General features: G+C 70.7%; 23 protein-coding genes, 1 pseudogene and 2 riboswitches. Of the genes and pseudogenes, 9 read left to right on the forward strand and 15 right to left on the reverse strand.

The features are described from left to right. Positions 1–8 precede the first annotated feature (8 nt). Together JL106_RS14830 and JL106_RS14835 are read left to right on the forward strand one after the other, a co-directional pair. Positions 9–725 (forward strand): tripartite tricarboxylate transporter TctB family protein, encoded by a 717-nt coding sequence (locus JL106_RS14830; RefSeq protein ID WP_205261510.1) that lies wholly within the window; start codon positions 9–11, stop codon positions 723–725. A gap of 55 nt (positions 726–780) precedes the next feature. Next, entirely contained in the window at positions 781–2,235 is a 1,455-nt protein-coding gene (locus JL106_RS14835) for a tripartite tricarboxylate transporter permease (protein ID WP_205261541.1), read from the forward strand. Between the two features lie 80 nt (positions 2,236–2,315). On the opposite strand, the gene JL106_RS14840 is transcribed toward JL106_RS14835, so the two are convergent. From JL106_RS14840 to JL106_RS14875, 8 genes are all read right to left on the reverse strand, one after another. Then, positions 2,316–3,164, reverse strand: a complete 849-nt coding sequence (locus tag JL106_RS14840; protein WP_205261511.1) for a tetratricopeptide repeat protein — start codon at positions 3,162–3,164, stop codon at positions 2,316–2,318. 11 nt (positions 3,165–3,175) lie between these two features. Next, complete coding sequence (locus JL106_RS14845) at positions 3,176–4,096, reverse strand: tetratricopeptide repeat protein (RefSeq protein ID WP_205261512.1); 921 nt, start codon at positions 4,094–4,096, stop codon at positions 3,176–3,178. Next, positions 4,096–4,908: a tetratricopeptide repeat protein gene (locus JL106_RS14850; RefSeq protein WP_205261513.1), complete on the reverse strand. Its 813-nt coding sequence runs from the start codon at positions 4,906–4,908 to the stop codon at positions 4,096–4,098. The genes JL106_RS14845 and JL106_RS14850 overlap by 1 nt, the downstream gene beginning before the upstream one ends. Then, positions 4,905–6,107: an amidohydrolase gene (locus JL106_RS14855; RefSeq protein WP_205261514.1), complete on the reverse strand. Its 1,203-nt coding sequence runs from the start codon at positions 6,105–6,107 to the stop codon at positions 4,905–4,907. The genes JL106_RS14850 and JL106_RS14855 overlap by 4 nt, the downstream gene beginning before the upstream one ends. Then, entirely contained in the window at positions 6,104–6,475 is a 372-nt protein-coding gene (locus JL106_RS14860; RefSeq protein WP_205261515.1) for a cupin domain-containing protein, read from the reverse strand. Before JL106_RS14860 ends, JL106_RS14855 begins: the two co-directional genes overlap by 4 nt. Before the next feature lie 75 nt (positions 6,476–6,550). Next, on the reverse strand, positions 6,551–8,296 hold the full coding sequence (locus JL106_RS14865; protein WP_205261516.1) for a dipeptide ABC transporter ATP-binding protein: 1,746 nt from the start codon (positions 8,294–8,296) through the stop codon (positions 6,551–6,553). 76 nt (positions 8,297–8,372) lie between these two features. Further along, complete coding sequence (locus JL106_RS14870; protein ID WP_205261517.1) at positions 8,373–9,260, reverse strand: ABC transporter permease; 888 nt, start codon at positions 9,258–9,260, stop codon at positions 8,373–8,375. Then, positions 9,257–10,273, reverse strand: a complete 1,017-nt coding sequence (locus tag JL106_RS14875) for an ABC transporter permease (protein WP_205261518.1) — start codon at positions 10,271–10,273, stop codon at positions 9,257–9,259. The genes JL106_RS14870 and JL106_RS14875 overlap by 4 nt, the downstream gene beginning before the upstream one ends. Positions 10,274–10,870: 597 nt before the next feature. Here JL106_RS14875 and JL106_RS14880 point away from each other — a divergent pair. The 3 genes from JL106_RS14880 (at position 10,871) to JL106_RS22590 (ending at position 14,896) form a co-directional block, all read left to right on the forward strand. Continuing rightward, the gene (locus JL106_RS14880) at positions 10,871–11,821 is read left to right on the forward strand and encodes a 2-hydroxyacid dehydrogenase (RefSeq protein ID WP_205261519.1); all 951 of its coding nucleotides are present in this window, start codon (positions 10,871–10,873) and stop codon (positions 11,819–11,821) included. A 367-nt stretch (positions 11,822–12,188) separates the two neighbouring features. Beyond that, positions 12,189–13,766 (forward strand): ABC transporter substrate-binding protein, encoded by a 1,578-nt coding sequence (locus tag JL106_RS14885; protein ID WP_205261520.1) that lies wholly within the window; start codon positions 12,189–12,191, stop codon positions 13,764–13,766. 209 nt (positions 13,767–13,975) lie between these two features. Then, entirely contained in the window at positions 13,976–14,896 is a 921-nt protein-coding gene (locus tag JL106_RS22590) for an asparaginase (RefSeq protein ID WP_407940175.1), read from the forward strand. Positions 14,897–15,091: 195 nt separating this feature from the next. On the opposite strand, the pseudogene JL106_RS22595 reads toward JL106_RS22590, so the two are convergent. The 7 genes and pseudogenes from JL106_RS22595 to JL106_RS14920 form a co-directional block, all read right to left on the reverse strand. Next, a pseudogene (locus tag JL106_RS22595) lies at positions 15,092–16,384 on the reverse strand (NtaA/DmoA family FMN-dependent monooxygenase); the annotation flags it as partial. Between the two features lie 67 nt (positions 16,385–16,451). Then, positions 16,452–17,300, reverse strand: a complete 849-nt coding sequence (kduI, locus tag JL106_RS14895) for a 5-dehydro-4-deoxy-D-glucuronate isomerase (protein WP_205261522.1) — start codon at positions 17,298–17,300, stop codon at positions 16,452–16,454. A gap of 62 nt (positions 17,301–17,362) precedes the next feature. Next, complete coding sequence (locus JL106_RS14900; RefSeq protein WP_205261523.1) at positions 17,363–18,328, reverse strand: sugar kinase; 966 nt, start codon at positions 18,326–18,328, stop codon at positions 17,363–17,365. After that, on the reverse strand, positions 18,325–18,969 hold the full coding sequence (locus JL106_RS14905; RefSeq protein ID WP_205261524.1) for a bifunctional 4-hydroxy-2-oxoglutarate aldolase/2-dehydro-3-deoxy-phosphogluconate aldolase: 645 nt from the start codon (positions 18,967–18,969) through the stop codon (positions 18,325–18,327). Before JL106_RS14905 ends, JL106_RS14900 begins: the two co-directional genes overlap by 4 nt. A gap of 77 nt (positions 18,970–19,046) precedes the next feature. Next, complete coding sequence (locus JL106_RS14910) at positions 19,047–19,802, reverse strand: SDR family oxidoreductase (RefSeq protein ID WP_205261525.1); 756 nt, start codon at positions 19,800–19,802, stop codon at positions 19,047–19,049. Next, entirely contained in the window at positions 19,799–20,797 is a 999-nt protein-coding gene (locus JL106_RS14915) for a C-terminal binding protein (RefSeq protein ID WP_205261526.1), read from the reverse strand. The genes JL106_RS14910 and JL106_RS14915 overlap by 4 nt, the downstream gene beginning before the upstream one ends. Beyond that, a complete protein-coding gene (locus JL106_RS14920) occupies positions 20,794–22,098 on the reverse strand; it encodes an NtaA/DmoA family FMN-dependent monooxygenase (RefSeq protein WP_205261527.1) in 1,305 nt (434 codons plus the stop codon). Before JL106_RS14920 ends, JL106_RS14915 begins: the two co-directional genes overlap by 4 nt. A 435-nt stretch (positions 22,099–22,533) precedes the next feature. Between JL106_RS14920 and JL106_RS14925 the strand changes: the two genes are divergently transcribed. The 4 genes from JL106_RS14925 (at position 22,534) to JL106_RS14940 (ending at position 26,409) form a co-directional block, all read left to right on the forward strand. Beyond that, on the forward strand, positions 22,534–23,079 hold the full coding sequence (locus JL106_RS14925) for an NADPH-dependent FMN reductase (protein WP_205261528.1): 546 nt from the start codon (positions 22,534–22,536) through the stop codon (positions 23,077–23,079). Between the two features lie 50 nt (positions 23,080–23,129). Next, positions 23,130–23,231, forward strand: a riboswitch (glycine riboswitch). Then, a riboswitch (glycine riboswitch) is annotated at positions 23,232–23,327 on the forward strand. A gap of 128 nt (positions 23,328–23,455) precedes the next feature. Further along, positions 23,456–24,553, forward strand: a complete 1,098-nt coding sequence (gene gcvT / locus JL106_RS14930; protein ID WP_205261529.1) for a glycine cleavage system aminomethyltransferase GcvT — start codon at positions 23,456–23,458, stop codon at positions 24,551–24,553. A gap of 56 nt (positions 24,554–24,609) precedes the next feature. Next, positions 24,610–24,987 (forward strand): glycine cleavage system protein GcvH, encoded by a 378-nt coding sequence (gcvH, locus tag JL106_RS14935; RefSeq protein ID WP_205261530.1) that lies wholly within the window; start codon positions 24,610–24,612, stop codon positions 24,985–24,987. A gap of 42 nt (positions 24,988–25,029) precedes the next feature. Then, on the forward strand, positions 25,030–26,409 hold the full coding sequence (locus JL106_RS14940) for an L-serine ammonia-lyase (protein ID WP_205261531.1): 1,380 nt from the start codon (positions 25,030–25,032) through the stop codon (positions 26,407–26,409). Positions 26,410–26,556 lie beyond the last annotated feature (147 nt).

Here is a 26,556-nt window from a genome sequence, read left to right on the forward strand (position 1 = left end):
GGATGAGCATGGACGATCGGAGCGCGGGTCGGGAACCCGCGTCGGGTGCGGTCGCCGCGGTGCCGGCACGGACCGGCGGGGCGACCACCCCGCCGGACGACGCCGGGGCGGCGGGACCGCTGGGAACGGCCCGCTGGGGCGGCCTCTCGGAGCTGGTGGTGCCGCTGGTGCTGCTCGCGCTGGCCGGCTTCCTCATCGTGGGCACGCTGGGCATGGAGGTCCCGCCGAGCGTGCAGGTGCCGGGGCCGACGTTCTTCCCCTGGCTGGTCATCGGGCTGCTCGTGGTCATGGCCGTGCTGTCGGCCGTGTCGACGCTGCGCGCCCGGGCCCGCCAGCAGGCGTCGTCGTCACCGGCTGCCGGCGACCGTATCGACCGTGTCGACCGTGTGGCTGAGGAGACGCGCGACGCCGACGGCGATCCCATCGACGAGACGCCCCCGGACGTGCCGCCCGGACGGGCGCCGTGGCCGGCCGGGGCGGTGAGCGACTGGCGGGCGCTGGGCATCGTGCTCGGCTCGCTGGTGGCCTTCATCGTGCTGCTCCGGCCGGTCGGCTGGATCCTGGCCGCCGGGCTGCTGTTCTGGGGCGTCGCGTACGCCATGGGGTCCCGGCGTCCGGTGCTCGACATCTCGGTCGCCCTGGTCATGTCGTCCGCCATCCAGCTGATCTTCGGCAACCTGCTCGGGCTGAACCTGCCGGCCGGCTTCCTGGAAGGGGTGCTCTGACGTGGGTGACCAACTCGGGAACCTGATCGGCGGCTTCGGGGACGCGCTCACCCCGATGAACCTGATGTGGGTGTTCGTCGGCTGCCTGCTCGGCACCGCGGTCGGCGTGCTGCCCGGGCTGGGATCGTCGATGGCGGTGGCGCTGCTGCTGCCGATCACCTTCACTCTCGACCCGATCGCGGCCTTCATCATGTTCGCCGGCATCTACTACGGGGGGCTGTTCGGCGACTCGACCACGGCCATCCTGATGAACACACCGGGCAACTCCACCGCCATCGCGTCCACGTTCGAGGGCCACCGGATGGCCAAACGCGGCCGCGCGCCCCAGGCCCTGGCCACCGCGGCGATCGGGGCGTTCGTGGGCGGCATCCTGGCCACCATCCTGGTGGTGTTCTTCGCCCCGGTGCTGGCCGACCTGGCCACCGTGTTCGGCCCGGCCGAGTACTTCGCGCTGGCCATCGTGGCGTTCGTGGCCACCGCCGCGGTGGTGGCCGACTCCGCGGTGAAGGGGCTGGCCGCCCTGGCCATCGGCCTTTCCCTGGCCATGGTCGGCGTCGACTCGATCAGCGGGGCGTCGCGCTACACGTTCGGCGTGCCGTCGCTGCTGGACGGCATCGACATCGTGGTCATCACCGTGGGGCTGCTGGCGGTGGGGGAGGTGCTGCACGTGGCGTCCCGGATCCACAAGGACGCCACCGTCACGGCCATGACGATCAGCGGACGGCCCTACCTCGACCGGCGGGAGTTCCGCGAGGCGCTGCCCGCCTGGTTGCGCGGATCGGCCTTCGGCCTCCCGTTCGGCGCCATCCCGGCCGGCGGGGCCGAGATCCCGACCTTCCTGGCCTTCGGGCTGGAACGCCGGCTGGACCGCCGGCGCAAGCACCCGCAGTTCGGTCGTGGCGCGATCCGCGGGCTGGCCGCGCCGGAGTCGGCTGCCAACGCCACGGCCGGCTCGGCGATGGGATCGCTGCTGGCACTTGGGCTTCCGACGTCGGCCACGGCGGCCATCATGCTGGCCGCATTCCAGCAGTACGGCATGCAGCCGGGGCCGCTGCTGTTCACCCGCAACGCGGACCTGGTCTGGGCCCTGCTGGCCAGCCTGTTCGTCGGCATGGTGGTGCTGCTGATCATCAACCTGCCGTTCGCGCCGATCTGGGCCAAGCTGCTGCTCATCCCCAAGCCGTACCTGTACGCCGGCATCACCGTGTTCGCGGTGCTCGGCGTGTACGCGGCCAGCTCGTCGCTGGTCGACCTGATCCTGCTGGTGCTCATCGGGCTGATCGGCTTCATGCTGCGGCGCTACGGCCTGCCGCTGGCCCCGGTGCTCATCGCGGTCATCCTGGGTCCGCTGGCCGAGACCAGCCTGCGCCGCACCCTGGCCGTCAGCGAGGGCGACCCGGGGGCGTTGCTGGACTCGGCCCTGGCGCTGAGCCTGTACGGCCTGCTGGCCCTGGGCATCCTGGTCGTCGCGGTGAACAAGGTGCGCAACCGGGCCAAGGTCGACATCTGAGCGCCGCGGACTCCCGTCGCCACTCGACCAGCAGGTGCTGCGATGCAGCACCTGACCGTCCGCTCGACGGTGCTGATCGGTCAGCCCGGCGCGGGATGCGTCCGGGATCCACGTCCCCAGTCGTCCTCGGCGTCCATCCGGGCCAGTCGTAGTCCCCATCCCTTGGCAGCGGTGTCCGCCAGGATGCGGTCGAGGAAGGCCCTGGCCTGATGGTCGTCGCCTTCGACGTAATGGAAGTACTTGGCCAGCGCGTACAGGCCGTTGACGGCGCCGCCCTCGTTGTCCGGTCCGACCGTGTCGAGGAACTGCTCGGGCGACATGGTGCCGTTGAGCAGCAGGCAGATGTCCCGGTAGCCCTCGTCGTCACCGATCACCGGGACGACGAGGGTGTCGGCAGTGATGCCGGCGACGGCCGCCCGGGCGCGCTCCATGTCGCCGAGGTGGGCCGCAGCCGTCCAGATCCAGTCGGCCTCACAACTGATCAGGTCCCGGTCGTGCCGAGCGGAGACCTCGTCGGCCTTCTCGAACAGTTCGATGGCGGTGCGGTAGTCGCGTCGCAGGTAGTGACCGACGCCGAGGTAGTGCCACTTCCAGTTGTCCTCGGCGTCCAACCGCACGGACAGCGTGAGGTCGGCGATGCCTTCGGCGGTGCGACCGGTGTTGAGGTACTTGCGGCCTCGGTTGTAGTACTGATGCGCGTCGAAGGGATCCAGCACCAGCGCCCGGGAGAAGTACTCGATGGCGACCTCGGCGTCGTGGTTGAAGTTGAGGATGGCCTTGGCGGTCAGCAGCGACCGGTTGCCCGGATCCGAGCTCAGGGCGGCATCGACCTTGGTCTCCTCCTCGGGCTCCATCCAGATGTAGCCCTTGGCCGGTCCACCGCCGTAGGCGATTTCGAGCATCTGCCGACGGCTCGCATCCCTGTCCATGCTGCGTCTCCCTAGTTCCCGCTCGCTGCGGGTGGTGTCGTGCTGGTGGTCGGAGCCGGACCGCCGAGCGCGGCCGCGGCCCGCTCCCACTCGTCCCGGTCGTGCAGCGCCAGCTGGTAGCCCCAGCCCTTCTGCCGGGACAGGATCCCGTTGCCGCGGTCGTCGGGCGGATCCGGCAGGCTGAGGACCCTGTGCAAGTACTCCAGGGCCGTGGGGATGTCGCGCTCGAGGTGGTAGTGGTACCGGGCGACCGCGAACAGTGCCCCGTAGCTGCCACCCTCCCCGCCGGGATCGATGCGCGCGACGTACTCGTCGACCGGGATCGTGCCGTTCAGCAGCAGGCAGATGTCCCGGTACCCCTCGTCGTCACCGATCACCGGCACCACCTTGGTCTCCGGTGTCACCGTGGCCACCACCCGGGCCGCTTCGTCCGGACGACCGAGGTGGACCAGACACAGCCACATCCAGTCGATCTCGCAACTGATCAGGTCGTCGTCGTGCCGGGCGGCGACCGTCATCGCCGTGCGGAAGTGTCCGAGTGCCACCTCGTAGTCGCGCAGCAGGTACCGCGCCACCCCGAGGAAGTGCCACTTCCAGTTGTCCTCGGCGTCCAGGCGCACCGCCAGCTCCAAGGCGGCCAGGGCCTCGGAGCGCCGGAACGTGTTCAGGTAGACACGTCCTCGGTTGTAGTGCTGGTGGGCGTCGAACGGCTGGACGGCCAGCGCGCGGCTGAAGCACTCGGCGGCGACGTCCGGGTCCCAGTTCAGATTCAGGATGCCCTTGGCCGTCAGCAGGGAGCGGTCGGCGGGATGCTCGGCGAGCCGGGCGTCGATCCGCGCCTCTTCCTCCTGGTCCATCCAGACGTACCCCTTGGCGGGACCGCTGCCGTAGCCGATCCGCTTGATCTGCTCCCAGGTCTTCTCGCGGTCCATCAGCTCGCACCGCCGCGCAGCGCGACCCGCAGCGGAAGGTCCCGGGCGGCCATCTTGCGGCCCCAACCTGACTTCGCCGGGTCGAGGTCGAGCACCTGTCGCAGCAGTTGCACCGAACCCTCGACGTCGCCGAGCTGGCGGAAGCGGTGATTGGCCAGCCCGTACAGCTGGTTGCCGGCCTCGGCGACGTCGGCACGGTCGATGCCGCCGAGGTAGTCCTGCTCATCGAGCAGCCCTCGGTACAACAGGATGCGGCGCTTGTAGGTCGCCTCGGTGTCGACCACGGGGGTGTCCGGCCCGACCAGGGTGAGGCACCGGTCGGCGGCCTCGCGATCACCCGCCTGGTGATGGCAGTTCCACAGCCAGTCCACCTCGAACGGCAGCAGCGGCTCCTCGTTGCGCTGGTTGACCTCGATGGCCGTCTCGAACGATGCGATCGCCTCGTCGTACCGCTCCAGGAAGTACAGGGCCACGCCCTGGAAGTGCCACTTCCAGCCGTCGTCCGGATCGAGTGCGGTGGCGGTCCGCAGGTCGGCCAGGCCCTCCTCGAACCGGTCCTGACCCATGTACTTCCGGCCGCGGTTGTACCGGCTGTGGGACGCGAGCGGCTGGATCCCCAGGGCGATCGAGTAGCACCGGATCGCCTCGTCGGTGCTGCCGCACACCACGGCGCGGGCCGTCCAGAGGTAGTAGTCCAGCGGGTCCTCGGCCAGCCTCGCGTCGATGCTGGCCAGCTCCTCGGCGTCGACCGCCAGCCGGCCTTTGGTGGCCAGGCCGCGGTACATGATCCGCCGCTGTTCCTGCGAGATCATCGGTTCCTCTCCGCCGGTCGGGGCCGGTCGTCCGGTCGGTTGGCATGAACCACGCCGTCGATCACCGTGTGCTCGCACACGGACAGGCTGCTGAAGGGGTGGCCGCTGAACAGGGCGAGGTCGGCGTCCTTGCCCACCTCGATCGAGCCGGTCCGGTCGTCGATGCCGAGGACCTGCGCGGCGGTCGAGGTGACCGCCCGCAGGGCCGCGTCCAGCGGAAGTCCGCGGGCGATGGCCGCCCCCACGAAGAACGGCAGGAACCGGGTACCGCTGCGGGAGTCCTGGGTGAGGCAGAACCGGACCCCGGCCCGCTCGAGCAGGACGGCGGTGTCGAGCCGCGCGTTCCAGGTCTCCTGCTTCTCCGGCGCCATGTCCAGGGGCCCGACGATGCAGGTGACGCCACGCTCGGCGAGGAAGTCGGCGATCTTCCACGACTCGGTGGCGTGGTCGATCACGAAGCGCAGCCCGAACTCCTCGGCGATGCGCGTGGCGGTGACGATGTCGTCGGCACGGTGTGAGTGGATGCGGCAGGTCCGCTCGCCGCGCACCACCGGCACCAGCGGCTCGAGCTGGAAATCGGGATCGGGTGCGGCGGAACCGCGCTCGGCCGCCAGCAGTCGGTCCGAGTAGGTCCGGGCCCGGGTCAGTGTCTCCCGGAGCATGGCGGCGGTGCCCATCCGGGTCAGCGGCGTCTTGTTCTGCTGGATACCGTGGATCCGCTTGGGGTTCTCGCCCAACGCGAACTTGATCTGCACCGGCGCGTCGAGGACCAGGTCGTGCACGGTGGTGGCCTCGCGGGTCTTGAACACGACGTTCTGCCCACCGATGACGTTGCCGGAGCCGGGCAGCGCGCACACCGTCGTGAACCCGGCCGCCCGGACGACCGGGATCGCGGCGTCGGCCGGGTTGAGCGCATCGAGCGCCCGCACCGCCGGGGTGATGGGACTGGTGATCTCGGTGACGTCACTGACGCTGGGCGTCCAGGCCGGCTCGGCCTTGACCGAGATGTGGGTGTGCACGTCGATCAGTCCGGGCGTGACCCAGCGGCCGGTGCCGTCGATCACGGTGGCGCCGTCCGGAACGGCCAGTCCGGCACCGACCGCGGCGATCCGGGTGCCGTCGACCAGCACGTCGCCGCCCTCGATGATCTGTCCGGTGCCGGTCAGCACGGTCGCGTTGGTGATGGCGAGCATGCTCATCCGGCCATGCCCGGTCGGCGATCGACCGTGTAGCACTTCCGGGCCGTCTCGGTCACCCGCCAGATGCCCGACCATCCGTCGAGCACGTGCAGGACGGCGCCCGGCGCGATCCGGGTGACCGTCCCGTCGGCGTGCTCGATCACACCGGCGCCCGACACGAAGTGCATGAACTCGGTGAGACCGGTCTTGGTGGAGTGGAACTCGCCCGGGGTCACCTCCCAGATGCCGATCTCGACGCCGTCGGCACGGTGCAGCGTCCGGGACGCCGCGGTGGGCTCGCCGCTGATCACGCGAGCCGGTCCCGCGCTGGGGGTGAGGGTGGCGTCCAGGATCGAGTCCACGTCGTAGTGGGGGGCCGGGCCCGTCATGCTGCATGCTCCGATCGGATGGGAGTGGACGCACCGGTCGGCGCGCCATGGGCAGGAGTGCGGGAAGTGGGACGCTCAGATCACTTCGGGGACGGCGACCCGGCCGCGGGCACCCGGTACCGCGGCCAGCAGCATGCGGGTGTAGTCGTGCGACGGCTCGGTCAGCACCTGTTCGACCGGTCCGGCGTCGACGACCTTGCCCTGGTACATGACGACCACGGTCGTGCACAGGTACGAGATGACGCCGAGGTCGTGGGAGATGATGGCGTACGCCACGTTCCGCCGACGGCGCAGCCGGTTGAGCAGGTTCAGCACGGTGGCCTGCACCGAGACGTCCAGCGCCGAGACGGGTTCGTCGGCCACGATCAGCCGCGGATCCAGGGCGAGGGCCCGGGCGATCCCGACCCGCTGCCGCTGTCCACCGGAGAGCTGCCGCGGTCGCCGCTCGCCGAAGTGCTCGGCCAGGCCGACCTCGCCGAGCAGTTCGACGACCCGCCGGTGCCGTTCGGTCGCTGGCACACCGGCGGCCAGCATCGGCTCGCCGATGCTGTCGGCCACGGTCCGGCGGGGATCGAGCGCGGAGGTGCTGTCCTGGAACACGAACTGCACGTCGCGGCGCCAGGTGGTCCGTGCCTCGCGGTCCAGAGCGGTGACCGGCCGGCCGTCGAAACGGATCTCACCCGAGTCGGGTTCGGCCAGGCCTACGAGCATCCGGGCGAGCGTCGTCTTGCCGGATCCCGATTCGCCGACGATGCCGAGCGACTCCCCGGGACGGATGGACACCGAGACGCCCTCCACCGCGGTGCGCCGGTGGGCCGGGCGCCACGGCAGTCGCCCGCCGGGCAACGCGAACGCCTTGTGCACGTCGATCGCCTCGGCGATCGGGACCAGGTCCTGGTCGACCGGGGTGTCGACCGGACGGCCGTCGTCCAGGTCGGCGACCGGTGCGTCCCCGGTGCCGCCCGCGCCGGCGCCGTCCGCCGCGGCCGCGCCGCTCGGCCGGTGCAGTCCGACCAGGGCGAGATCGCGGCGGCGGGCCAGGCTCGGCATGGCGGCGACCAGGCTCTGCGTGTACTCGTGCTGCGGTCGGTCGATCACGTCCAGGGTCGGTCCGCGCTCCACGATGCGGCCGAGGTTGATGACGTTGACCCGGTCGGCCCGATCGCGGATCACGTCCAGGTCGTGGCTGACCAGCAGCACGGCGAGATCGAGAGTGCTGCGCAGGTGGTCCAGCAGATCGAGGATCTGGGCCTGCACGCTGACGTCGAGTGCGGTGGTCGGTTCGTCGGCGATCAGCAGGCGGGGATGACGGGCCAGCGCCAGGGCGATCACGACTCGCTGCGCGAGGCCGCCGGAGAGCTCATGCGGGTACTGCCGCAGACGTTCCATCGGTCGATTGATCCCGACCGCGTCCAGCAGTTCCAGCGACCGGACCATGGCGGCGCGCAGGTTCGGCCGCTCCGCGCGCAGCAGCGCCTCGCGGAGCTGGGTGCCGACCATCATCCGCGGGTTCAGCGCCTTCATGGGCGCCTGGAACACCACGCCCACGTCGTGCCGGCGGACCTGCTGCAGATCCTGGTGGCGGGCGTCGATGATGCTCCGGCCGCCGAGTGAGATGGTGCCCGCGGTGATCCGCGCGGCCGGTGGCAGCAGGCCGACCACGGCCATCGCCGTCATCGACTTGCCGGAACCGGATTCGCCGACCAGTCCGACGATCTCACCGCGGGCGATGTCGAGGTCGAGACCCCGGACCGCGTGCACGGTGCCGCGACGGGTCGGGATGTCGATCTCCAGGCCGGAGATCTGCAGCAACGGCTCCACGGACGCTTCCCTTCCTGCGGTGGTGCTCCCGGTGTCGGGATCAGTGCCGAGGGTGGCGGGCGGGGACGGTCGGCGCTCAATCACTGGCGACCGAGAACCGATCGGCCAGGTAGTCGCCGATCACCTGGGTGGACAGCAGCAGCGCGAGCAGAGCCGACCCTGGGAACACCGAGATCCACCAGGCCGCACCCAGCTGTGTCTGCCCGTCCGAGATCATCACGCCCCAGTCGGCGGTGGGTGGTTGCACGCCCATACCGAGGTAGCTCAATGACGCCTCGGTGAGCACCGCTCCGGCGAAGTTGACGGTGCCGGTGACGGCGAGCAGGGGTAGGGCGCTGGGCGCGATGTGCCGGATCATCGTTCGGCGCCAGCCCATGCCGGCCAGCCGTGATGCCTCCACGTACGTGTGCTGGGACACGGATTGCACATGACTGCGGACCACCCGGAAGTGCAGCGGCCAGGACTCGATCGCGATCACGATGATCACGTTCTGCAGGTTGGTGCCGAACAGCACGAGCACCAGCAGGGCCAGGATGAGACCGGGGATGGACATCTGGATGTCGGCGATGCGGCCCAGCAGGTTGTCCAGCCACCCGCCGCGGCTCCCCGCGGCGATCCCGGCGATCACTCCGATGATCATCGCCACCAGCACCGCGGAGACGCCCACCAGCAACGGCGGGCCGCCGCCGTGCAGGACCCGGGTGAAGATGTCGTAACCGAGCACGTCGGTGCCGAACCAATGGGTGCCACTGGGTGGCTCGAGCATGTCCCGCAGGTTCTGCTGGTTCGGCTCGTACGGGGCGATGAGCGGCGCCAGCACGGTGCCCAGCACGATGATCAGGAACACCGCGCCGGCGATCATCGCGCCCCACGGCCGCCGGGCCCGGGTGCGCCCGGGCCGTGCTGCCTCCGGCGAACCGCCCTCGGCGGCGAGCGCGAGCTTCAGGGACGATCCGGCGCTCATGCGCGGCTCCTCGGGTTGATGATCGCCACGACGAGGTCGACGACCAGGCTGGCCACCACGAACCCGACGCAGATGAGGATGACGCCGGCCAGAGCGACCGGGAAGTCTCGCGTGTTCACCGCATTGACCAGCAGCTGGCCGACACCGGGCCAGGCGAAGACCTGCTCGGTGATCACCGCACCACCCAGGATGCCGCCGACCTGCATCCCGATCAGGGCGATCACCGGTCCGAGCGCGTTCACCGCGATGTGGCGCCGTCGGACCGTCCGCGGTCGCAGGCCCTTCGCGGTGGCGGTGGCGACGTGCTCCTCGACCTCCATCTCCCTGATGGTCGATCGGAACAGCCGCGCGACGGCCGGCGCCACGTAGGCGGCCAGCGTGACCGCGGGCATGACCAGGTTCTTCCACGAACCCATGCCGCTGGTGGGCAGCAGCTTCCAGGTCACGGCGAAGAACAGGATGAGCAGCAGGCCGAGCAGGAAGCTGGGCGTGGACTGCAGCACCATCAGCAGTTTCATCGGCACCACGCGAGCCAGTCGGAAGCGGCTGGTGGCGCACCAGTATCCGACCAGCAGTCCGACGACGGAGCCGAGGGCGACGCCGGTCACCGACAGCAGCAGGGTGGCGGGCACGCGGGCCAGCACCACCGAGAACGCCGGTTCGTCGGTGTACAGCGAGTTGGGGAACTCACCGGTCACCAGATTGCGCAGGAAGAGCAGGTACTGCACGAAGATCGGCCGGTCGAACCCGTAGAGCCGGGCGATGCGGTCGATCTCCTCCTGGGTCGCCTCTTCGGAGGCCATCACCTGGGCCGGGTTGCCGGTCGCCATGATCATCAGGAACACGATGGACACCGCACCCCAGACGGCGACGATGCCGGCGAGGACCCGGGTGACCACGAAGCGGAGCGTGACCGGTGAGCGGAGCGTGGTGCGCAGGACGTCCCGGCGCGTCAGCGGCGACGGCGTGGGGGGCGCCGCGGTGGCCGGCGGAGCCGGGTGCTGAAGGACCACGTTGCGGACTCCGTTCGGCGAGAGGTGATGATGCGCGGCATCGGTCACCCACGCCGACGGCGTGGATGCGGGGACAACACGGGGTGGGAACGCGGCAGGCGGCGTCTCCGTCGCAGGGCCCGGGGCGTCGCGGACGCCGGACCGGTGGGCTGCGTGCGCAGGGCGCGACGCGACCACGACGGTGATCGTCCTGCACGGTGATCGGGCGGCCCGTGGTGGGTGTCACGGACGTCACGACGTCTCACGTCGTGACCCGGTCGCGAACGACCGGATGCCGTCAGCTTGACCGACAGGTGTTACAGCCCAGTTACGGGCGACCGGCGGTCACTGCGCCGACGATCACCGCGACTGGTCCGGCGATTCTGCCCGACGCCCGGGTCCGAGGCAATGCTCCGCTCGGCCGTGGCGGCAGACCGGACTGCGCCGACGCCCGGCAGGTCGGACCCACGACCGCGAGGACCCGCCGAGCGACGTGTGTCCGGGTGGTCGGTTCGCGGGCGATCAGTACTGTGCACCGCCATGTCTCCCAATCCACCTTCCGCCAGTACTCCGCTGCCCGCGTCGAGCGACACCCGTACCCGGTCCGGTCGAGGACCGGTGATCGTCACCGTGCCGCGTCAGGACGTGCTCGATGGAGTCGGTGACGCACCGGACGGTCACGAGTACCGGGTCTGGGATCTGCAGTCACCGGCGGCCGACGTCCTCGGCGCCGACGACGCGGCCCGGATCGGCATGGTGCTGTGGCCGTATCCGGCACCGAACATCGAGAAGTCTTTGTTGACAACCCTTCCCGAGCTCCGGCTGGTCCAGGTGATGACCGCCGGGTACGAGGGTGTGGCCGACCTGCTCCCGGACGGGGTGGGGCTGGCCAACGCCCGCGGCGCCCACGCGACCAGCACCGCCGAGTTCGCCGTCACGCTGGTGCTGGCCAAGCTCCGCGGCATCGACCGGTGGATCCGCAACGCCGCCGAGGGACGGTGGCGCAGCGAGCGGCGGCCGTCCCTGGCCGACCGCTCCGTGCTCGTCGTCGGCGCCGGCAGCATCGGCAGCGCCATCCACGATCGCCTGGTGCCCTTCGAGGTGACCGTGACCAGGGTCGGCACCACGGCCCGGGACGACGAGCGCGGCCACGTCCACGCCGCGAGCGAGCTGTTCGACCTGTTGCCGGACCACCAGGTCGTGATCCTGATCGCTCCGCAGACGCCCGAGACCACCGGTCTGGTCGATGCCCGGTTCCTGGCCGCGATGCCGGACGGCGCGCTGCTGGTCAACGTGGCTCGGGGGCCGCTGGTGGTCACCGACGACCTGCTCGCCGCGGTGCGCAGCGGACGCGTCGAGGCGGCCCTGGACGTCACCGATCCGGAGCCCCTGCCGGCCGACCATCCCCTCTGGCACGAGCCGGGCGTCATCATCGCGCCGCACGTCGGTGGGTTCTCGACCGCCGGGCCGCCGCGGATGCACCGGGTGCTGCGCGAGCAGATCGAGGCGTTCGCCGCCGGTGCCCCGTCGCCGAACCTGGTGGTTCCGCCGCGGGAGCGCCGCGGCTGAACCGGATGGCCATGCCCCGGTGCGGCCGGACCTGATCGGGGGGCAGTCGGCCCGGACGGACCTGTTTCGCACTCGTAACACACAGCGGTGGCCGCCACCCGGTCGCGTTGGTACTGTCCCCGACCAGCGACGTAAGACGTCGCCACGGAGGGCCCGGACACCGTCCGCCGCTCCGACTTCCCCGAGGTGCCCCCGCGCGCGGAGCCAGGCGTTCGACGCCGGCACCGCTCGATCGGTCGTGCGTCCTCGCCCCATCGCCGCCGCGAACGCCGGTCGGATGCACCGGCGGGGCGATCGTCCCGATCCTCCGGGTCACTCGCTGCGCTCGTCCGCTCGTCGTTGATCCGCTCGTCAATGAAAGGGTGTCATGAAACTACCCGCTCGCCTGCTCCGGGCCCTCGCCGCTGTCACGGCGGCCGGGTTGCTGCTGTCCGCCTGTGGTGGCGGCGATTCCGGATCCACGGGCACCTCCGGGTCCAGTGCGTCCAGCTCGTCGGGCTCCACCGGGACCGCGGACCGCGACACCGTCAACATCGCGATCGACCCGCTGCTGACCCTCGATCCCGGGGTGGCTCGAGGCGCCAGCACCGACCTGACGATCATGAGCCAGATCTACTCCAGCCTCACCCGTTTCAACGCCGACAGCGAACTGGTCGGCGACCTGGCCACGGACTGGGAGCAGACGTCGCCCACCGAGTGGACCTTCACCCTGGTGGAGGGCGCCACGTTCGTCGACGGCGCCCCGCTCGACGCGAACACCGTGGTCTGGAACATGGAGCGGATGCTCGACGAGTCCAATGCGCTGCCGGGCGCCACGGGCATCGACAAGATCGAGAGCGTCACCGCGCCGGACGCGACCACGGTCGTGATCACGACTTCGTCCCCGTTCGTCGACCTGCCGCGCCGGCTCAGCTGGATCTACTTCCTCGATCCGACCTGGGCCGAGGCCAACAACCCGGCCACCGCGGCCAACCCGTCCGGCGTCTACGATCTGGTCAGCTGGTCCACCGACGGGGTCGTCGAACTCGTCCGGAACGAGAACTACTACGGCGAACCGGCTCCCATCCAGTACGCCAACTACCGGGTGTACGCCAACGCCGCCACCAAGCTGGCCGCGCTGCAGGCCGGTGAGCTGGACGCGGTCGCCACGGTCGCGCCGATCGACGTCCCGCAACTGGAGAGCTCGGGGAACATCACGGTGATCCCGGTGGTCTCCTCCGGCCACCACATCATCCGGTTCAACCTGGACCACGAGGCCACCGCCGACGTCCGGGTGCGCCAGGCGATCAACTACGCCATCGACAAGCAGGCCATCACCGAATCCCTGTACCAGGGGCTCGTCGAGCCACTGAGCACCCAGCTGATGGGTCCCGGGTTCTCGGGCTACGACGAGGACCGGGAGAGCTGGCCGTACGACCCGGAGCGGGCTCGCGAACTGCTGGCCGACGCCGGCTACGGCAACGGCCTCGCCCTGGAGATGGCGGTGCCGGAGGTCAGCAACTTCGTGTCGGCCTCCGAGGCGTCACAGATCATCGCCGCGCAGCTGTCCGAGGTGGGCATCACCCTGAAGACCCAGACGATCCCCGGCAACATCTGGGCCGAGTACCAGCGCACCAAGGACACTGCGCCGGACATGATCTACCAGGGCTTCGGGTCCTCCTCGATCAGCAGCACCGAGCTGCTCAACTTCGTCCAGAGTGCCGGTATCTACACCTGGGGGCAGGTGCCGGCGGCGCTCGACCAAGCGGTCATCGCCCTGCAGGACGCACCCGACGAGGCGACGCAGCTCGAGCTCATCGCCGAGGTCACCGAGATCCTGTACGACAAGGCGCTCGCCGTGTACCTGTGGCCGCGGCCGCAGGTGAATGCCGTCGCCAACGGGCTCAACTGGCCGGGCCGCGCCGACACCTACATCCGTGCGTACGAGATGTCCTGGACCGCCTGAGCATCAACGACCGTCGGCGCTCGCCCGGACTGGGCGGAGTCGTCCGGCACCGAGACGGCGGCCGGCTCCCGGAACTCAGGGAGCCGGCCGCACCGCCCCGTGCCTGTGCACGGACCTGACCCGGGAGTTTCCGAGTGAGCACCTTTCCCCGCATCACCCTGATCGCCGCCGGGGGCAGCATCGACTCGCTGGGAGCCGACCGGCTGGACATGGTCGAGTACGGCCAGCGACGCCAGTTCCTGCCCACCGACGAGATGCTGGCTCGCGTCCCGGAACTGTTCGACATCGCCACGGTCGAGGGTGTGACCTTCGATCGCATCGGCGTCGACACGATGTCGGTGGACGACTGGTGTCGGCTGCACGACCGCATCACCGAGGCGGTGGCGGACGGAGCCGACGGCATCGTGGTCACGCACGGCACCAACACGCTGGAGGAACTGGCCTGGTTCCTGCACCTGACACTCAAGGTCACCTGTCCGGTGGTGCTCGTCGGCGCGATGCGGCCCGCGTCGGGCCTGAGCAGCGACGGGTCGCTGAACCTGCTGAACGCCGTGCGGGTGGCCGCGGCGCCCGAGTCACGCAGCCGCGGTGTGCTGGTGGTGATGAACAACCAGATCCACGAGGCCCGGACCGTCAGCAAGACCTCCACGACCGAGGTGCAGTCGTTCAGCAGCGCCGTCGTCGGCCCGCTGGGACTGGTCGACATGGACGGCCAGGTGGTGTTCCACCACCGGTCGCAGTACCGGCACACGATGGACAGCGTGTTCCGCGTCGCCGCGGGAACTCCGTTGCCCCGGGTCGACATCGTGGTCAGTTACTACGGGGCCCAGCCGACGCAGATCGACGCCCTGGTCGCCGCCGGGGCGCGGGGGATCATCGCCGCCGGTGCCGGCACGACCGGTTCGCCGGTCGAGAACGCAGCGCTGGACCGCGCGGTCGCAGCCGGCATCGTGGTGGTGCAGGCCTCTCGGGTCCCGACCGGCCGGGTCACCGCCTGGCACCGTCTGGCGGTCCGCGGGATCGTCGCGTCCGGGGACCACTCGCCGTGGAAGGCCCGGGTGCTGCTGATGCTGGCCCTGACGGTCGCGGTCGATGCGACGGAGATCCAGAAGATGTTCCTGGAGTACTGATCGCGCGGTTCGTGACCGTGTCGGCCCGCCGCCATCGCCGCAGGAACACCGACGGGCCTGCCGGATCCAAGATCCGGCAGGCCCCGCGGGGGTGCAGCGGGGCGGTTGGGCACAGCGCGGGCGCGGCCCCAGCTTCGCGCGGCTGGCTTCCCGTTGGGCGGCGGTGATCTCCGGTAGGCCCATGTTCTCCCGCAGCGTCGTGCCCTGGTACTCGGTCCGGAACAGGCCGCGCTCCTGCAGTTCCGGGACCAGCAGCCGGCAGATCCGTTGCGTGCCCTCGGGTGCGTAGGCACCCATGAACAGGTACCCGTCGCAGCCGCGCTGCCGGAACCGCTCCTCGAGCATGTCGGCCACCTTGGCGGCCGAGCCGACCGGCGTGAAGTGCCCACCGCCGAACGCGTCGTGCTCGATCATGCGTCGGATCGACCAGCCGCGCTCGAGCGACATCGTCCGGTACACCTCGTACCGCGACTGCATCGTCTGCACCGAGGCGATGGGCGGGAACTTCTCGGCCGGGATGACGTCGTCCAGCTCGAAGTCGTCCACCGGGACACCGACCAGGATCCCCTTGAGCTCGCGCAGGCCCGACTCGAAGTTGATCAGGCTGTTGAGTTCGGCGAGGATCTCCTGGGCCTCCCGCTCGGTCTCCCCGACGATCGGGATGCACCCGGAGAGCATCTTGATGCTCTCCGGGTCACGGCCGCGAGCGGCGGTCCGGGACTTGAGATCGGCGTAGTACGCCTGTGCCTCGGCGAGCGTGGGCACCACCGTGTACACCGCGTCGGCGTGCGCGGCGGCCAGGTTCTTGCCGGAGTCCGAGGTCCCGGCCTGGAACAGCACCGGCCGGCCCTGCGGCGGCGACGGCATGTTCAGCGGACCGCTGACGTCGAAGAACTCACCGGTGAACCGCCGCGGGTGGATCTGGGTGGGATCGGCCCAGCGGCCGGACACCCGATCCCGCTTGAGCGCGTCCGGGTCCCAGCTGTCCCACAGGTAGGTGACGATGTCCATGAACTCGAGCGCCTTGGCGTGCCGCACGGAGTGCGGCGGGAGCCCGTCGCCGTGGTAGTGCTCGGCGCCGGCGAAGGACGTGACGATGTTCCACCCCGCCCGTCCGCCCGAGAGGTGGTCCAGGGAGGCCAGCTGGCGGGCGATCGTGTAGGGCGCCGAGAAGGTGGTGGATGCGGTGAAGGCCAGCCCGAGCCGTTCGGTGCTGCCCATCACGCCAGCGGCCAGGGTGATCGCCTCGAGGAACCGCAGCGCGCGGACCTCGACGAGCTTCTCGTCGTAGTGGACGCTGTCGGCGAAGAAGATGAAGTGCACCTTGGCGCGCTCCAGCTCCTGGGCCACGTCCTGGTAGAACTTCAGGCCGTACGCGTTCTCGACGTTGCTCTGGGGTCGCCGCCAGGCCGCGCGGTGGCTCCCGCCGCCGCCGGCCATGATGCCCAGGATCATCTGTCGTTCGTCGGTCCGCTCCCCGGCTGTCATGTCCGTCCTCGGGTCGAAGGGCTGCGGTCACCCGGCAGGGACCGGGACCGGTGGGCGCGAGAGGCAGTCACCGCAGGTCGGCCACCGCGATCTGGTCCATGTCGGTGAACTCCTGGTTCTCGCCCGCCATGGCCCAGACGAAGGCGTAGTTGGTGCTGCCCGAACCGAAGTGCACCGACCAGCTCGGGGAGATCACCGCCTCGCGGTCGGCCACCACCAGTGAGCGGGTCGCCTGCGGCTCGCCCATCACATGGATCACCCGCTCCGTTGCCGGAAGGTCGAAGTAGAGGTAGATCTCGGTGCGCCGGTCGTGCAGGTGGCAGGGCATGCTGTTCCAGACGTTGCCGTCCTGAGGGGCGGTGATGCCGACCACCAGCTGACAGCTGCGCACCCCGTCCAGGTGGATGTGCTTGTGCACGGTGCGCAGGTTGCCGTGCGCCTGGTCGCCGGCCTCGGTGGTGAGCGACTCGCCGACCGGCACCAGCGCCGTCGGGTACTCGGCGTGCGCCGGCGCGGACACCAGGTACAGCACCGGAGCTGCGCCGTCCGTGGCGCTGCCGGCCGGACCGGCGGCGAACGTGATGTCGCGAGCGCCGCGCCCGACGTACAGGATGTCCCGCGGGCCGACCGGGTAGGTGGTGCCGTCCACGGTCACCTCGGCGCTGCCGGAGATGCCGACCACGGCGAGTTCACGCCGCTGGCAGAAGTACTCGGCCCGCAACGGGTCCGGAGCGTCCAGGGTCAGGGGAGCGCCGGGGGTGGGCACGGCGCCACCGATGACCATCCGGTCATGGTGGGTGTACACGGTGGTGATCTCGCCGTCGCGGAACAGCGACTGGACCAGGAACTGCTCGCGGACCCGGTCCGGCCCGTAGGCCGCGAAGTCGCGGGGGTGCGTGGCGTGTCGGATCTCCATGGTGGTCGTCCCTCTCGCGGTTCGTTCGGCTCCGTCGTCCGGGTGGGTGGGGTCAGCGGCGCTCACCGCATCACGTCCTCGACGGACTCCAGCAGCGACAGCTCGTGTTCGCGGGGCATGCTCTCCCAGTCGCCTCGGCCCAGGCAGGCGAACGCACCTGAGATCACCGCGGTGCTCAGCCGTCCGGCCAGGTCGGTTCCGCGCAGCCGTTCGTAGAGGTACCCGGCGGCAAAGGCATCGCCCGCGCCGACCGGGTCCAGGACGCGCACGGGACGGGCCGGCACGCTCAGCGAGGTGCCGTTCTCGAAGGCGATGCCGCCTCGGGACCCGCGCTTGAGCAGCACCTCGGACGGGCCCAGGTCGGCCAGCGCGCGCACCGCGACCGTCGGGGGCAGCTCGGCGCCCAGCAGCAGCGCCGCTTCGTCGAGCCCGGCGAAGACGATGTCCACGAGCGGCATCAGCGCCCGCAGCGCGGTGCCCGCCTCGTCCCGCGACCACAGGCGGGACCGGTAGTTGACATCGAGCGAGACCAGCGTGCCCGCGCGGCGCGCGAAGGTGCAGGCGGCCGTGACCGCCGCGGCGGCGCTCTCGCTGAGCGCGGGCGTGATGCCGGTGACGTGCAGCACGTCGGCGCCCACGATCAGATGCGGATCCAGGTCGGTCTCGGCGAGCTGGGAGCCGGCGCTGCCCTTGCGGTAGTACCAGACCTTGGTGTGCTGGACGGTGCGGGGCTCCTTGAGCATGAGCCCGGTCGGAGCGTCCGGCACCCGGCGGATGTGGGCCTGGACGCCCTCGGCGGTGATCTCCCGGGCCACCAGGTCACCGAGGGAGTCCTCGCCGAGGCAGCCGATCCACGCGACGGGCACGTTGAGCCGCGCCAGGGCGATGGCGAGGTTGGATTCGGCGCCGCCATGGCTCAGCACGGTCTGGGCGCCTCGGAAGAACGGACCGATGGTGGTCGCGTCGACCAGTGCCATCGTCTCGCCGAAGGTGACGACCTTGGGCGACGCGGGAGCCGGGGGCGTCATGCCTGCCGTCCTCGGGCCACGGCAGCCAGCAGCCGCTCGGCGCGGTGGTGCAACTCCGAGACGTCGCCGGTCGCCAGCGCAGCGCCCAGCAGCGGCCCGCCCAGGCCGACGCCGACCGCCCCGGCGCGCAGCCACTGCTCCACGTCGTCGATCTCGACACCGCCGGTGGGGATGACGGCGAGATCCGGGATGGGGCCGAGCAGCTGCCGCAGGTAACCCGGGCCGACCGTGGACGCCGGGAACAGCTTGACCGCGGCCACGCCGGCCTGCCACGCCTCCAGGGCCTCGGTCGGGCTGAAGACGCCGGGGCAGAACGGGACGTGCAGTTCGGTCGCCGCCACGGCAGCCTCCGGCTGCCAGGTGGGGGAGACGACGAACTGGGCACCGGCGTGGACCGCGGCCTCCAGCTCACGCACCGAGGTCACCGTGCCGACGCCGATGTCGGCGGCCGGGCCGAAGGCCGCGCGCAGCCGCGGCACCAGGTCCAGCGCTCCGGGCACGGTCAGGGTGAGTTCGATCCCGGTGATGCCGTCCTCGACCAGGGTGTGTGCCACCCGTTCCACGTGCCTGGCGTCGGAGCTCCGGAGGATGGCGACCACCCCGGTGCCGGCGACGTGACCGGGCAGGCCCGCGTTCGACATGATCGTCGTGTTCCCTCTCTCGGCCGGGGCGGCCATCGGACTGTGGGGTCGTTGCCCCTGGATCTCGCTGAGCACGCTCATCGCGCCAACCAACCTCCGTCGACGGGTAGGGCGACCCCGTGCACATAGGCTGCCGCCGGGGACGCGAGATAGACGACCGCGCCCGCGATGTCGTCGGGGGTGCCCCACCGGCCGGCCGGGATCCGGTCATCGATCTGCCGCCGCCGGACGGGATCGGCCAGCAGGGTGGTGTTCATCTCGGTGTCCATGTATCCGGGCACCACGGCGTTGACGTTCACGCCTCGGCCGGCCCATTCGTTGCACAGGGCCTTGGTCAGCTGCAGCACGGCGCCCTTGGAGGCGGCGTACGCCGGCACGGTCAGCCCGCCCTGGAAGCTCAGCAACGAGGCCACGGTCACGATGCGGCCCGACCCGCGGCTCAGCATGGCCGCGCCGATGTCCCGGCACAGCTCGAACACCGACCGCAGATTGACCTGCAGTACCCGGTCGAACGCCTCCGTCGGGAAGACGGCGGCCGGGAACCGTTCCTGGGTGCCGGCGTTGGCGACGAGGACGTCCACCGGACGGTGAGCCTCTGCCGCCCTGGCCAGCTCCGTCGCTCCGGCCGGCGCCGCCAGATCGGCTCGGAGCCAGTGCACTTCGCGTCCGACCCGCTCGGCGGCCTCGAACAGCTGGTCGTCCGGGCGGGTGCGGGCACCGACGATGACGTCGGCCCCGGCCCGCAACAGTCCGAGGGTGATGCCGCGGCCGATGCCGCGGCCGCCGCCGGTGACCAGGGCGGTCCGGCCCGTGAGGTCGAAGGGGGAGGTCATCGTGGCCACCGCCGACCGGTCGACAGTGCCGCCGGGTTCACCACGTGGGCGGGCACCTGGCCCAGGGCCGCGGCCACCGCATGCTGCATCGCGCGGCGCTTGAGTTCGACGAACGACTCCTCGGAGTACCAGGCTGCGTGTGGGGTGACCACCACCTGGGACAGTTGGAGCAGCGGGTGACCGGCCGGCAGCGGCTCCGGATCGGTGACGTCGAGTCCGGCGCCGCGGATCACCCCGTTCCGCAGCGCCGCCACCAGCGCCTCGGTGTCGACCACCTCGCCGCGACAGGTGTTGACGAGCACGGCGTCCGACCGCATCCGGGCCAGCCGTGACGCGTCGATGAGGTGACGCGTCGCCGGGCCGAGCGGAACGTGCAGGGAGACCACCGCCGACGTGGCGACGAGCTCGTCGAGCGTGACGACCGGGACGTCTGCGACGGTCGTCCCGATGCTCAGGGTCGGGTCTGCCGCAACGACCTCGTACCCCAGGCCCCGCGCCTTGCGGGCCGTGGCCCGACCGATGGCGCCGAACCCGACGACCCCGAACCGGCGTCCGGTCACCCGGTGCAGCGGCTTGACCGCCGCGAGGTCGGTGCGCCCGGCCCGCAGGCCGGCGGCCAGTGCCGCGGTGCCTCGCTCCACCGTCATCGTCAACGCGATCGCGTGGTCCGAGACGTCCTCGGTGCCGTAGTCGGGCACGTTGCAGACCACCACGCCGCGGGCGGTCGCGGCGGCCACGTCGACGGTGTCCACGCCGACGCCGTACCGGCTGACACCCCGCAGTCGTGGGAGGGCGTCGATCACCTGCGCGTCGATGCCGGCGTACTGGACCAGGACGGCATCAGCGCCGGCCGCGGCCTCGATGACCTGCACCGGTGTGCGGACCTGGGCCAACTGCACCGTGACCCCTGCCTGGTCGGCCACCTGCTGCTCGATCAAGATGTCGCCGTGATCGCAGTCGGTGATGACGACACACGGATGGGAGGACGTGGTCACCGGGGTACCGCCACCGGCGACAGGCCGAGGTTGTCCCGCAGGGTCCCGTCGGCGTACTCGGTGCGGAACAGGCCGCGCCGCTGCAGCTCTGGGACCAGCATGTCGGTGATCCGGTTGATGCCCTCGGGCATGTACAGCGCCGAGATGTTGTAGCCGTCGCCGCCGCCGTTGCGGAAGCGGTGCTCGAGTTCGTCGGCCACCTGTTCGACCGCTCCGACCGGGGAGTGGTGACCGCCGGCCGTGCAGTTGAACTCGATCATCTGGCGGATCGTCCTGCGTTCCTCGACCGCCATGTACCGGTAGACCTCGTAGCGTGATTGCATCACCTGGACGGTACTGACGTCCGGGAACGCCTCCGCAGGTGGCGCCTCGTCCAGGTCGTAGGCCGCCAGGTCGACACCGGGCAGCAGCTCCTGCAGCTGCTGGAAGCCGATCCCGAAGTCGATGAGGTCGTTGAGCTCTCGGTTCATCGCGCGGGCTTCGGCCTCGGACTCACCGATCACCGGCGAGACGCCGGGCAGGATCTTGATGTCCTCCGGTGACCGACCGGCCGCGACCGTCCGGGACTTGAGATCCCGGTAGTACTCCTGAGCCTCGGGCAGGGTGGGCGACACGGCGTAGACGACGTCCGCGTACCGGGCGGCCAGGTTCTTGCCCGATTCGGACGTGCCGGCCTGGGCGATCACCGGTCGACCCTGAGGGCCGGGCGGCATGTTCAGCATGGCGTCGACCTGGAAGACCTGGCCGTCGTAGCTGACCTGGTGCACCTTGGCGGGGTCGCCGTAGACACCGGCTGTCCGGTCCAGGACGACCGCGTCCGCATCCCAGCTGGCCCACAGCCGGCAGACCAGGTCGGCGTACTCGTGCGCCCGGCGGTGCCGCATCGAGTGGTCGAGGATCTCGGCGCGCGAGAAGTTCGATGCGCCGCCGTAGGAGGTCACCATGTTCCACCCGGCCCGGCCGCCGGAGAGGTGATCGAGCGAGTTCAGCTGCCGCACGATGTTGTAGGGCTCGGTGAACGTGGTCGATGCGGTGGCCACCAGCCCGATGCGGTCGGTGCTCGCAGCCAGCGCGCCGGCCAGCGTGATCGCCTCGAGGTACCGCAGTGGGCGGACCGGGAACAGGGCCTGGCTGTGGATGGGACTGTCGGCCAGGAACAGCAGGTGGATCTTCGCGCGCTCGGCCGCCGCCGCCGCGTCGCGGTAGAACGGCAGGCTGTACGCGTCCTCGATCCGGCTGCCGGGTCGGCGCCACGCGGCCTGGTGGATGCCAGACCCGTTCAACAGGAGTCCGATCACCATCTGCCGTGGATCCGCGCCCATGGTTGCCTCCGGTGTGTCGTCGATCGCTGGGCCCCGGGCCTGGAGCGCGCGAACAGGGTTGTGCTGCTTGCAGGATCGGTCGCGCGTGCCCGGCATCGTCCGTGACGGGTGCGACCGTCGACCGCCCGGGACCGGGACCGGGACGCTGGACGGCCGGGAGCTGCACCCGTGACGGCGCGCCGATCGTCGGGGCCGGCTGGGAGAGGCCTGGCACGGCGCGGGCGTGCGCCGCCGAGGAAGGACCCACCGCCACGACCGTGTCGGGCACCACGCGTCGTCTCACGGCGCGTTCGGGAGTCAGTCGGGATCTTACACGGACGGCGTGACCTGGAAGCAAGCCTTCCGCGGTGCGGACCGATCAACGCCGATATCATCGGCGCGGCGGACACGAGGCCGGCGCGGCGGAGGAGGGTCATGAGGATCGCGGTGCTGGTCGGCAACCCCCGGCCGGGCTCCCGGACGCTGCAGGTCGCGGACGCGGTCGCCGACGTGCTCGAGGCCCGCTTGGGTCCCACGGACCGCCTGGTCATCGACCTGGCCTCGGTCGCGCGGGACATGTTCGACTGGCCGAGTCCGGTCATGACCGAGCTGACCGAGCAGGTGGCCGACAGCGACCTGCTCGTGGTCGCCTCGCCGACCTACAAGGGGTCGTACACGGGGCTGCTCAAGGCCTTCCTGGACCGCCTGCCGAACAACGGCCTCGCCGGAGTGTGCGCGGTGCACCTCCTCACCGGAGTGCACCCGCAGCATGCGATGGCCACCGAGGTCCACCTGCGGCCGCTGCTCACCGAACTCGGCTGCGCCACGCCGACCCGCGGCCTGTACTTCCTGATGTCCCAGATGGCCGATCTCGTCGGTGTCGTCGATCGTTGGGCGGATGAGAATGCCGAGGGGATCGAGATGATCGGGGCCGCGCTCGCCGAGACCGATCCGGAGCCGGTACCCGACTGGGACCGCTGACCCGGCGCGACATTGCTGCTAGGTTGACCGCACAACTGGATCATGCGCCATCGCACCGGGTGGAAGAGCCCCCGTCCTGGGAACCCAGGCCGGGGCGCCGGAGGAGCAAGTCTCCCCACGAATCTCTCAGGCCCAGCTACCGCTCGGTGAGGCGACTCTGGAGAGTCGGGACGCCGGACGTCCTGCGCCGAAGGTGTAAGCCGGCTCGGCCGGTGAAACTCTCAGGCACCGATGACAGAGCGGGGAGATCAATCGATCGCTGGAGCGGGTTGCCGCTCCGGGGAGGGTGATCTCATCATGCTCAAGGCCGCTGCCCCACGACCTGTGACCACGAGACGCGCGGCGCTGCAGACCCGTTCGCGACGGTGGAGCTGACGTGCGTGCCACTGCCCTGGACGGGATCCACACCGCACTGGGTGGTGCCTTCACCGACTTCGCGGGGTGGAGGATGCCGCTGCGCTACGGCTCGGACATCGCCGAACACCACGCCGTCCGCACCCGCGCGGGCTTGTTCGACCTGTCGCACATGGGCGAGATCAGCGTTTCAGGACCAGATTCCGCGCAGCGGCTGGATGGTGCCGTCGTCGGCCGGCCATCAGCGCTGGCCGTGGGTCGGGCCGCGTACACCATGATCGTCGATGACGACGGCGGCATCATCGACGACCTGGTGGTGTACCGGCTCGGCGAGCAGGAGTTCCTGGTGGTCGCGAACGCCGGGAATGCCACCGTCGTCGCCTCGGAACTCGGCGACCGATGCGCCGATCGCGGCTGCCTGGTCTCCGACGACTCCGAGGACTGGGCACTGCTGGCTGTCCAAGGACCGCGGTCGCCAGCCATCGTGCAGTGCTGTTCGGAGATCGATCTCGCCTCACTCCGGTACTACGCCATCACGCGCGCACGCATCGCGGCGCACGAGGTGCTGCTCGCCAGGACGGGTTACACCGGAGAGGACGGCTTCGAGCTCTACTGCCGGCCGGATGCGGCCGTCGACATCTGGTCGACGTTGACGACCGTCGGGACCTCGTTCGGATTGACGCCTGCCGGACTGGCCAGCCGCGACTCGCTGCGCCTGGAGGCGGGGATGCCGCTGTACGGCCACGAGCTCACCCGGTCGGTGACACCCTTCGACGTCGGGCTCGGCCGGGTCGTGAAGCTGGACAAGCCGACCGGCTGGGTCGGCGCCGAAGCTCTGCTGGCTGCGGCGCATCGCGCGCCGACCACCAGGTTGGTCGGGCTGCGTGGCCGTGGCCGGCGGGCGGGACGTGCCGGCCACCGCGTGCTGGACCCCAGGTCGGGTGCGGCCGTGGGGGTCATCACGAGCGGAGCACCGTCACCCACCCTCGGGTACCCGATCGCGATGGCCCGGATCGACGGCGCAACCGCTCCCGTCGGTACCGAGCTGCACATCGACGTCCGCGGGACCACGGAGCCCTTCGACGTCGTCGAGCTGCCCTTCTACGTCCGCTCGCGCTGATCGGTCCCGGCGCACCGGCGCCGGGGTCCCATCGCGCCACCCGACAGGAGTCTGTGATGTCCGTCCCGACCGACCTGCTCTACACGCCCGACCACGAGTGGCTCAGACTCGCCGACGGCACCGCGGTGGTGGGCGTGACCCACTATGCCGCCGATGCTCTCGGCGAAGTGGTGCACGTCGAACTGCCCGCGCCAGGCACTCGCCTCGTCCAGGGACAGGTCTGCGGCGAGATCGAGTCGACCAAGTCGGTCGGCGATCTCTTCGCCCCGGCGGACGGCGAGGTCCTGCAGCGCAACGAGACCGTCGTCGCCGAACCGGCTCTGGTCAACACCGAGCCGTACGGCACCGGCTGGTTGTTCACCATGAGCGTGCCGATCACGCCGGACCTGCTGGACGCGGCCGGCTACGCCGCGCAACTGGATCACGACGGCTGACGCGATGGTGCTCACACCTGGCCCGGAAGGGACCCGGATCCCATGACGCTCAGCGCCTTCGACCTGTATTCCATCGGCATCGGACCGTCGTCGTCGCACACCGTCGGGCCGATGCGTGCGTCCGCCGGGTTCGTGCGGGAGCTGCAGGCCTCCGATCAGCTGGCCGGCGTCGCCCGGGTCTGCGTCCAGCTGTTCGGGTCACTCGGGGCCACGGGTCACGGGCACGGGTCCGCCGAGGCCGTGATCCTCGGCCTGCACGGGGAGGACCCGGCCACGGTCGACGTCGACACCGTCGCCGACCAGGTGAGCGCCGTCCGGGCCGATCGCACGATCGCCCTGGGCGGGGCCCACCGCATCGGCTTCGATCCGGGGGTCGACCTGATCCTGCACCGGAATCACACGCTGCCCGCTCATCCCAACGGAATGCGGTTCACCGCCTTCGACTCCGCCGGCCGCCGTGTCGCCGAACGAACGTCCTACTCGGTCGGCGGTGGGTTCGTCGTCGACGAGAGCGCCCTGTTGCAGGGTCGTCTGGTCGCCGACGACGTCACGGTGCCCCACCCGTTCCGGACCGCCGAGGAGCTGCTCGCCATCTGCTCCCGGCGGGGGCTGCGGATCAGCGACGTGATGCTCGCCAACGAGCAGATGTGGAGGGATCCCGCGACGATCCGGTCCGATGCACTGCATCTGTGGCAGGTCATGCAGGACTGCGTGAGCCGGGGTTGTCAGCGCGAGGGAGTCCTCCCTGGTGGCCTCGGTGTCCGCCGCCGCGCCCCCGCGCTGCATCGGGCCCTGCAGGCGCGGGCGGCGGCCCGCTCGACGGACCCGCTGGACACCATGGACTGGGTCAACCTGTACGCCCTCGCGGTCAACGAGGAGAACGCGGCCGGCGGCCGGGTCGTCACCGCACCGACCAACGGTGCCGCCGGCATCATCCCCGCGGTGCTCCACCACTACGTCCGGTCCGTGCCCGGTGCGGACGACGATGGCGTGGTGCGGTTCCTGCTCACCGCGGCGGCGATCGGCATCCTGTTCAAGGTCAATGCCTCGATCTCCGGCGCCGAGGTCGGTTGTCAAGGGGAGGTGGGCAGCGCCTGCGCCATGGCGGCCGGGGCACTGTGTGAGGTGCTCGGCGGCACGCCCGAGCAGGTCGAGAACGCGGCCGAAGTCGGGATCGAGCACAACCTCGGGTTGACCTGCGATCCCGTGGGGGGCCTGGTGCAGGTGCCGTGCATCGAACGCAATGCCGTCGCGTCGGTCAAGGCCATCAACGCCGCCCGGCTGGCCCGCCACGGAGACGGCACCCACCGCGTCACGCTCGACCAGGCCATCAGGACGATGCGAGACACCGGACGCGACATGCAGGACAAGTACAAGGAGACCGCCCGCGGCGGCCTGGCCGTGAACGTGATCGAGTGCTGAGCGCTGCAGCGGCCGGCTCCACCGTGAGTACCCCGCCGAGTGAGGGCGTTCGGGTGGGTGGGTCGGGTGGGGGTCGGCCGTGGCCGGGGCTGGACGCGTCGCTGGCCGAGGCCGACCCGGAGGTGGCCGAGTGCGTGCACCGGGAGC

It is taken from the genome of Nakamurella leprariae (assembly GCF_016918035.1).
Taxonomy (GTDB): Bacteria; Actinomycetota; Actinomycetes; order Mycobacteriales; family Nakamurellaceae; genus Nakamurella; species Nakamurella leprariae.

What these genes read in the sequence shown, in the direction of transcription:
- JL106_RS14830 (WP_205261510.1), top strand. Translation starts at nt 9, where the DNA reads ATGGACGATCGGAGCGCGGGTCGGGAACCCGCGTCGGGTGCGGTCGCC.
- JL106_RS14835 (WP_205261541.1), top strand. Translation starts at nt 781, where the DNA reads ATGAACCTGATGTGGGTGTTCGTCGGCTGCCTGCTCGGCACCGCGGTC.
- JL106_RS14840 (WP_205261511.1), bottom strand. Translation starts at nt 3,164, where the DNA reads ATGGACAGGGATGCGAGCCGTCGGCAGATGCTCGAAATCGCCTACGGC.
- JL106_RS14845 (WP_205261512.1), bottom strand. Translation starts at nt 4,096, where the DNA reads ATGGACCGCGAGAAGACCTGGGAGCAGATCAAGCGGATCGGCTACGGC.
- JL106_RS14850 (WP_205261513.1), bottom strand. Translation starts at nt 4,908, where the DNA reads ATGATCTCGCAGGAACAGCGGCGGATCATGTACCGCGGCCTGGCCACC.
- JL106_RS14855 (WP_205261514.1), bottom strand. Translation starts at nt 6,107, where the DNA reads ATGAGCATGCTCGCCATCACCAACGCGACCGTGCTGACCGGCACCGGA.
- JL106_RS14860 (WP_205261515.1), bottom strand. Translation starts at nt 6,475, where the DNA reads ATGACGGGCCCGGCCCCCCACTACGACGTGGACTCGATCCTGGACGCC.
- JL106_RS14870 (WP_205261517.1), bottom strand. Translation starts at nt 9,260, where the DNA reads ATGAGCGCCGGATCGTCCCTGAAGCTCGCGCTCGCCGCCGAGGGCGGT.
- JL106_RS14885 (WP_205261520.1), top strand. Translation starts at nt 12,189, where the DNA reads ATGAAACTACCCGCTCGCCTGCTCCGGGCCCTCGCCGCTGTCACGGCG.
- JL106_RS22590 (WP_407940175.1), top strand. Translation starts at nt 13,976, where the DNA reads ATGGTCGAGTACGGCCAGCGACGCCAGTTCCTGCCCACCGACGAGATG.
- kduI (WP_205261522.1), bottom strand. Translation starts at nt 17,300, where the DNA reads ATGGAGATCCGACACGCCACGCACCCCCGCGACTTCGCGGCCTACGGG.
- JL106_RS14900 (WP_205261523.1), bottom strand. Translation starts at nt 18,328, where the DNA reads ATGACGCCCCCGGCTCCCGCGTCGCCCAAGGTCGTCACCTTCGGCGAG.
- JL106_RS14905 (WP_205261524.1), bottom strand. Translation starts at nt 18,969, where the DNA reads ATGTCGAACGCGGGCCTGCCCGGTCACGTCGCCGGCACCGGGGTGGTC.
- JL106_RS14910 (WP_205261525.1), bottom strand. Translation starts at nt 19,802, where the DNA reads ATGACCTCCCCCTTCGACCTCACGGGCCGGACCGCCCTGGTCACCGGC.
- JL106_RS14920 (WP_205261527.1), bottom strand. Translation starts at nt 22,098, where the DNA reads ATGGTGATCGGACTCCTGTTGAACGGGTCTGGCATCCACCAGGCCGCG.
- JL106_RS14925 (WP_205261528.1), top strand. Translation starts at nt 22,534, where the DNA reads ATGAGGATCGCGGTGCTGGTCGGCAACCCCCGGCCGGGCTCCCGGACG.
- gcvH (WP_205261530.1), top strand. Translation starts at nt 24,610, where the DNA reads ATGTCCGTCCCGACCGACCTGCTCTACACGCCCGACCACGAGTGGCTC.
- JL106_RS14940 (WP_205261531.1), top strand. Translation starts at nt 25,030, where the DNA reads ATGACGCTCAGCGCCTTCGACCTGTATTCCATCGGCATCGGACCGTCG.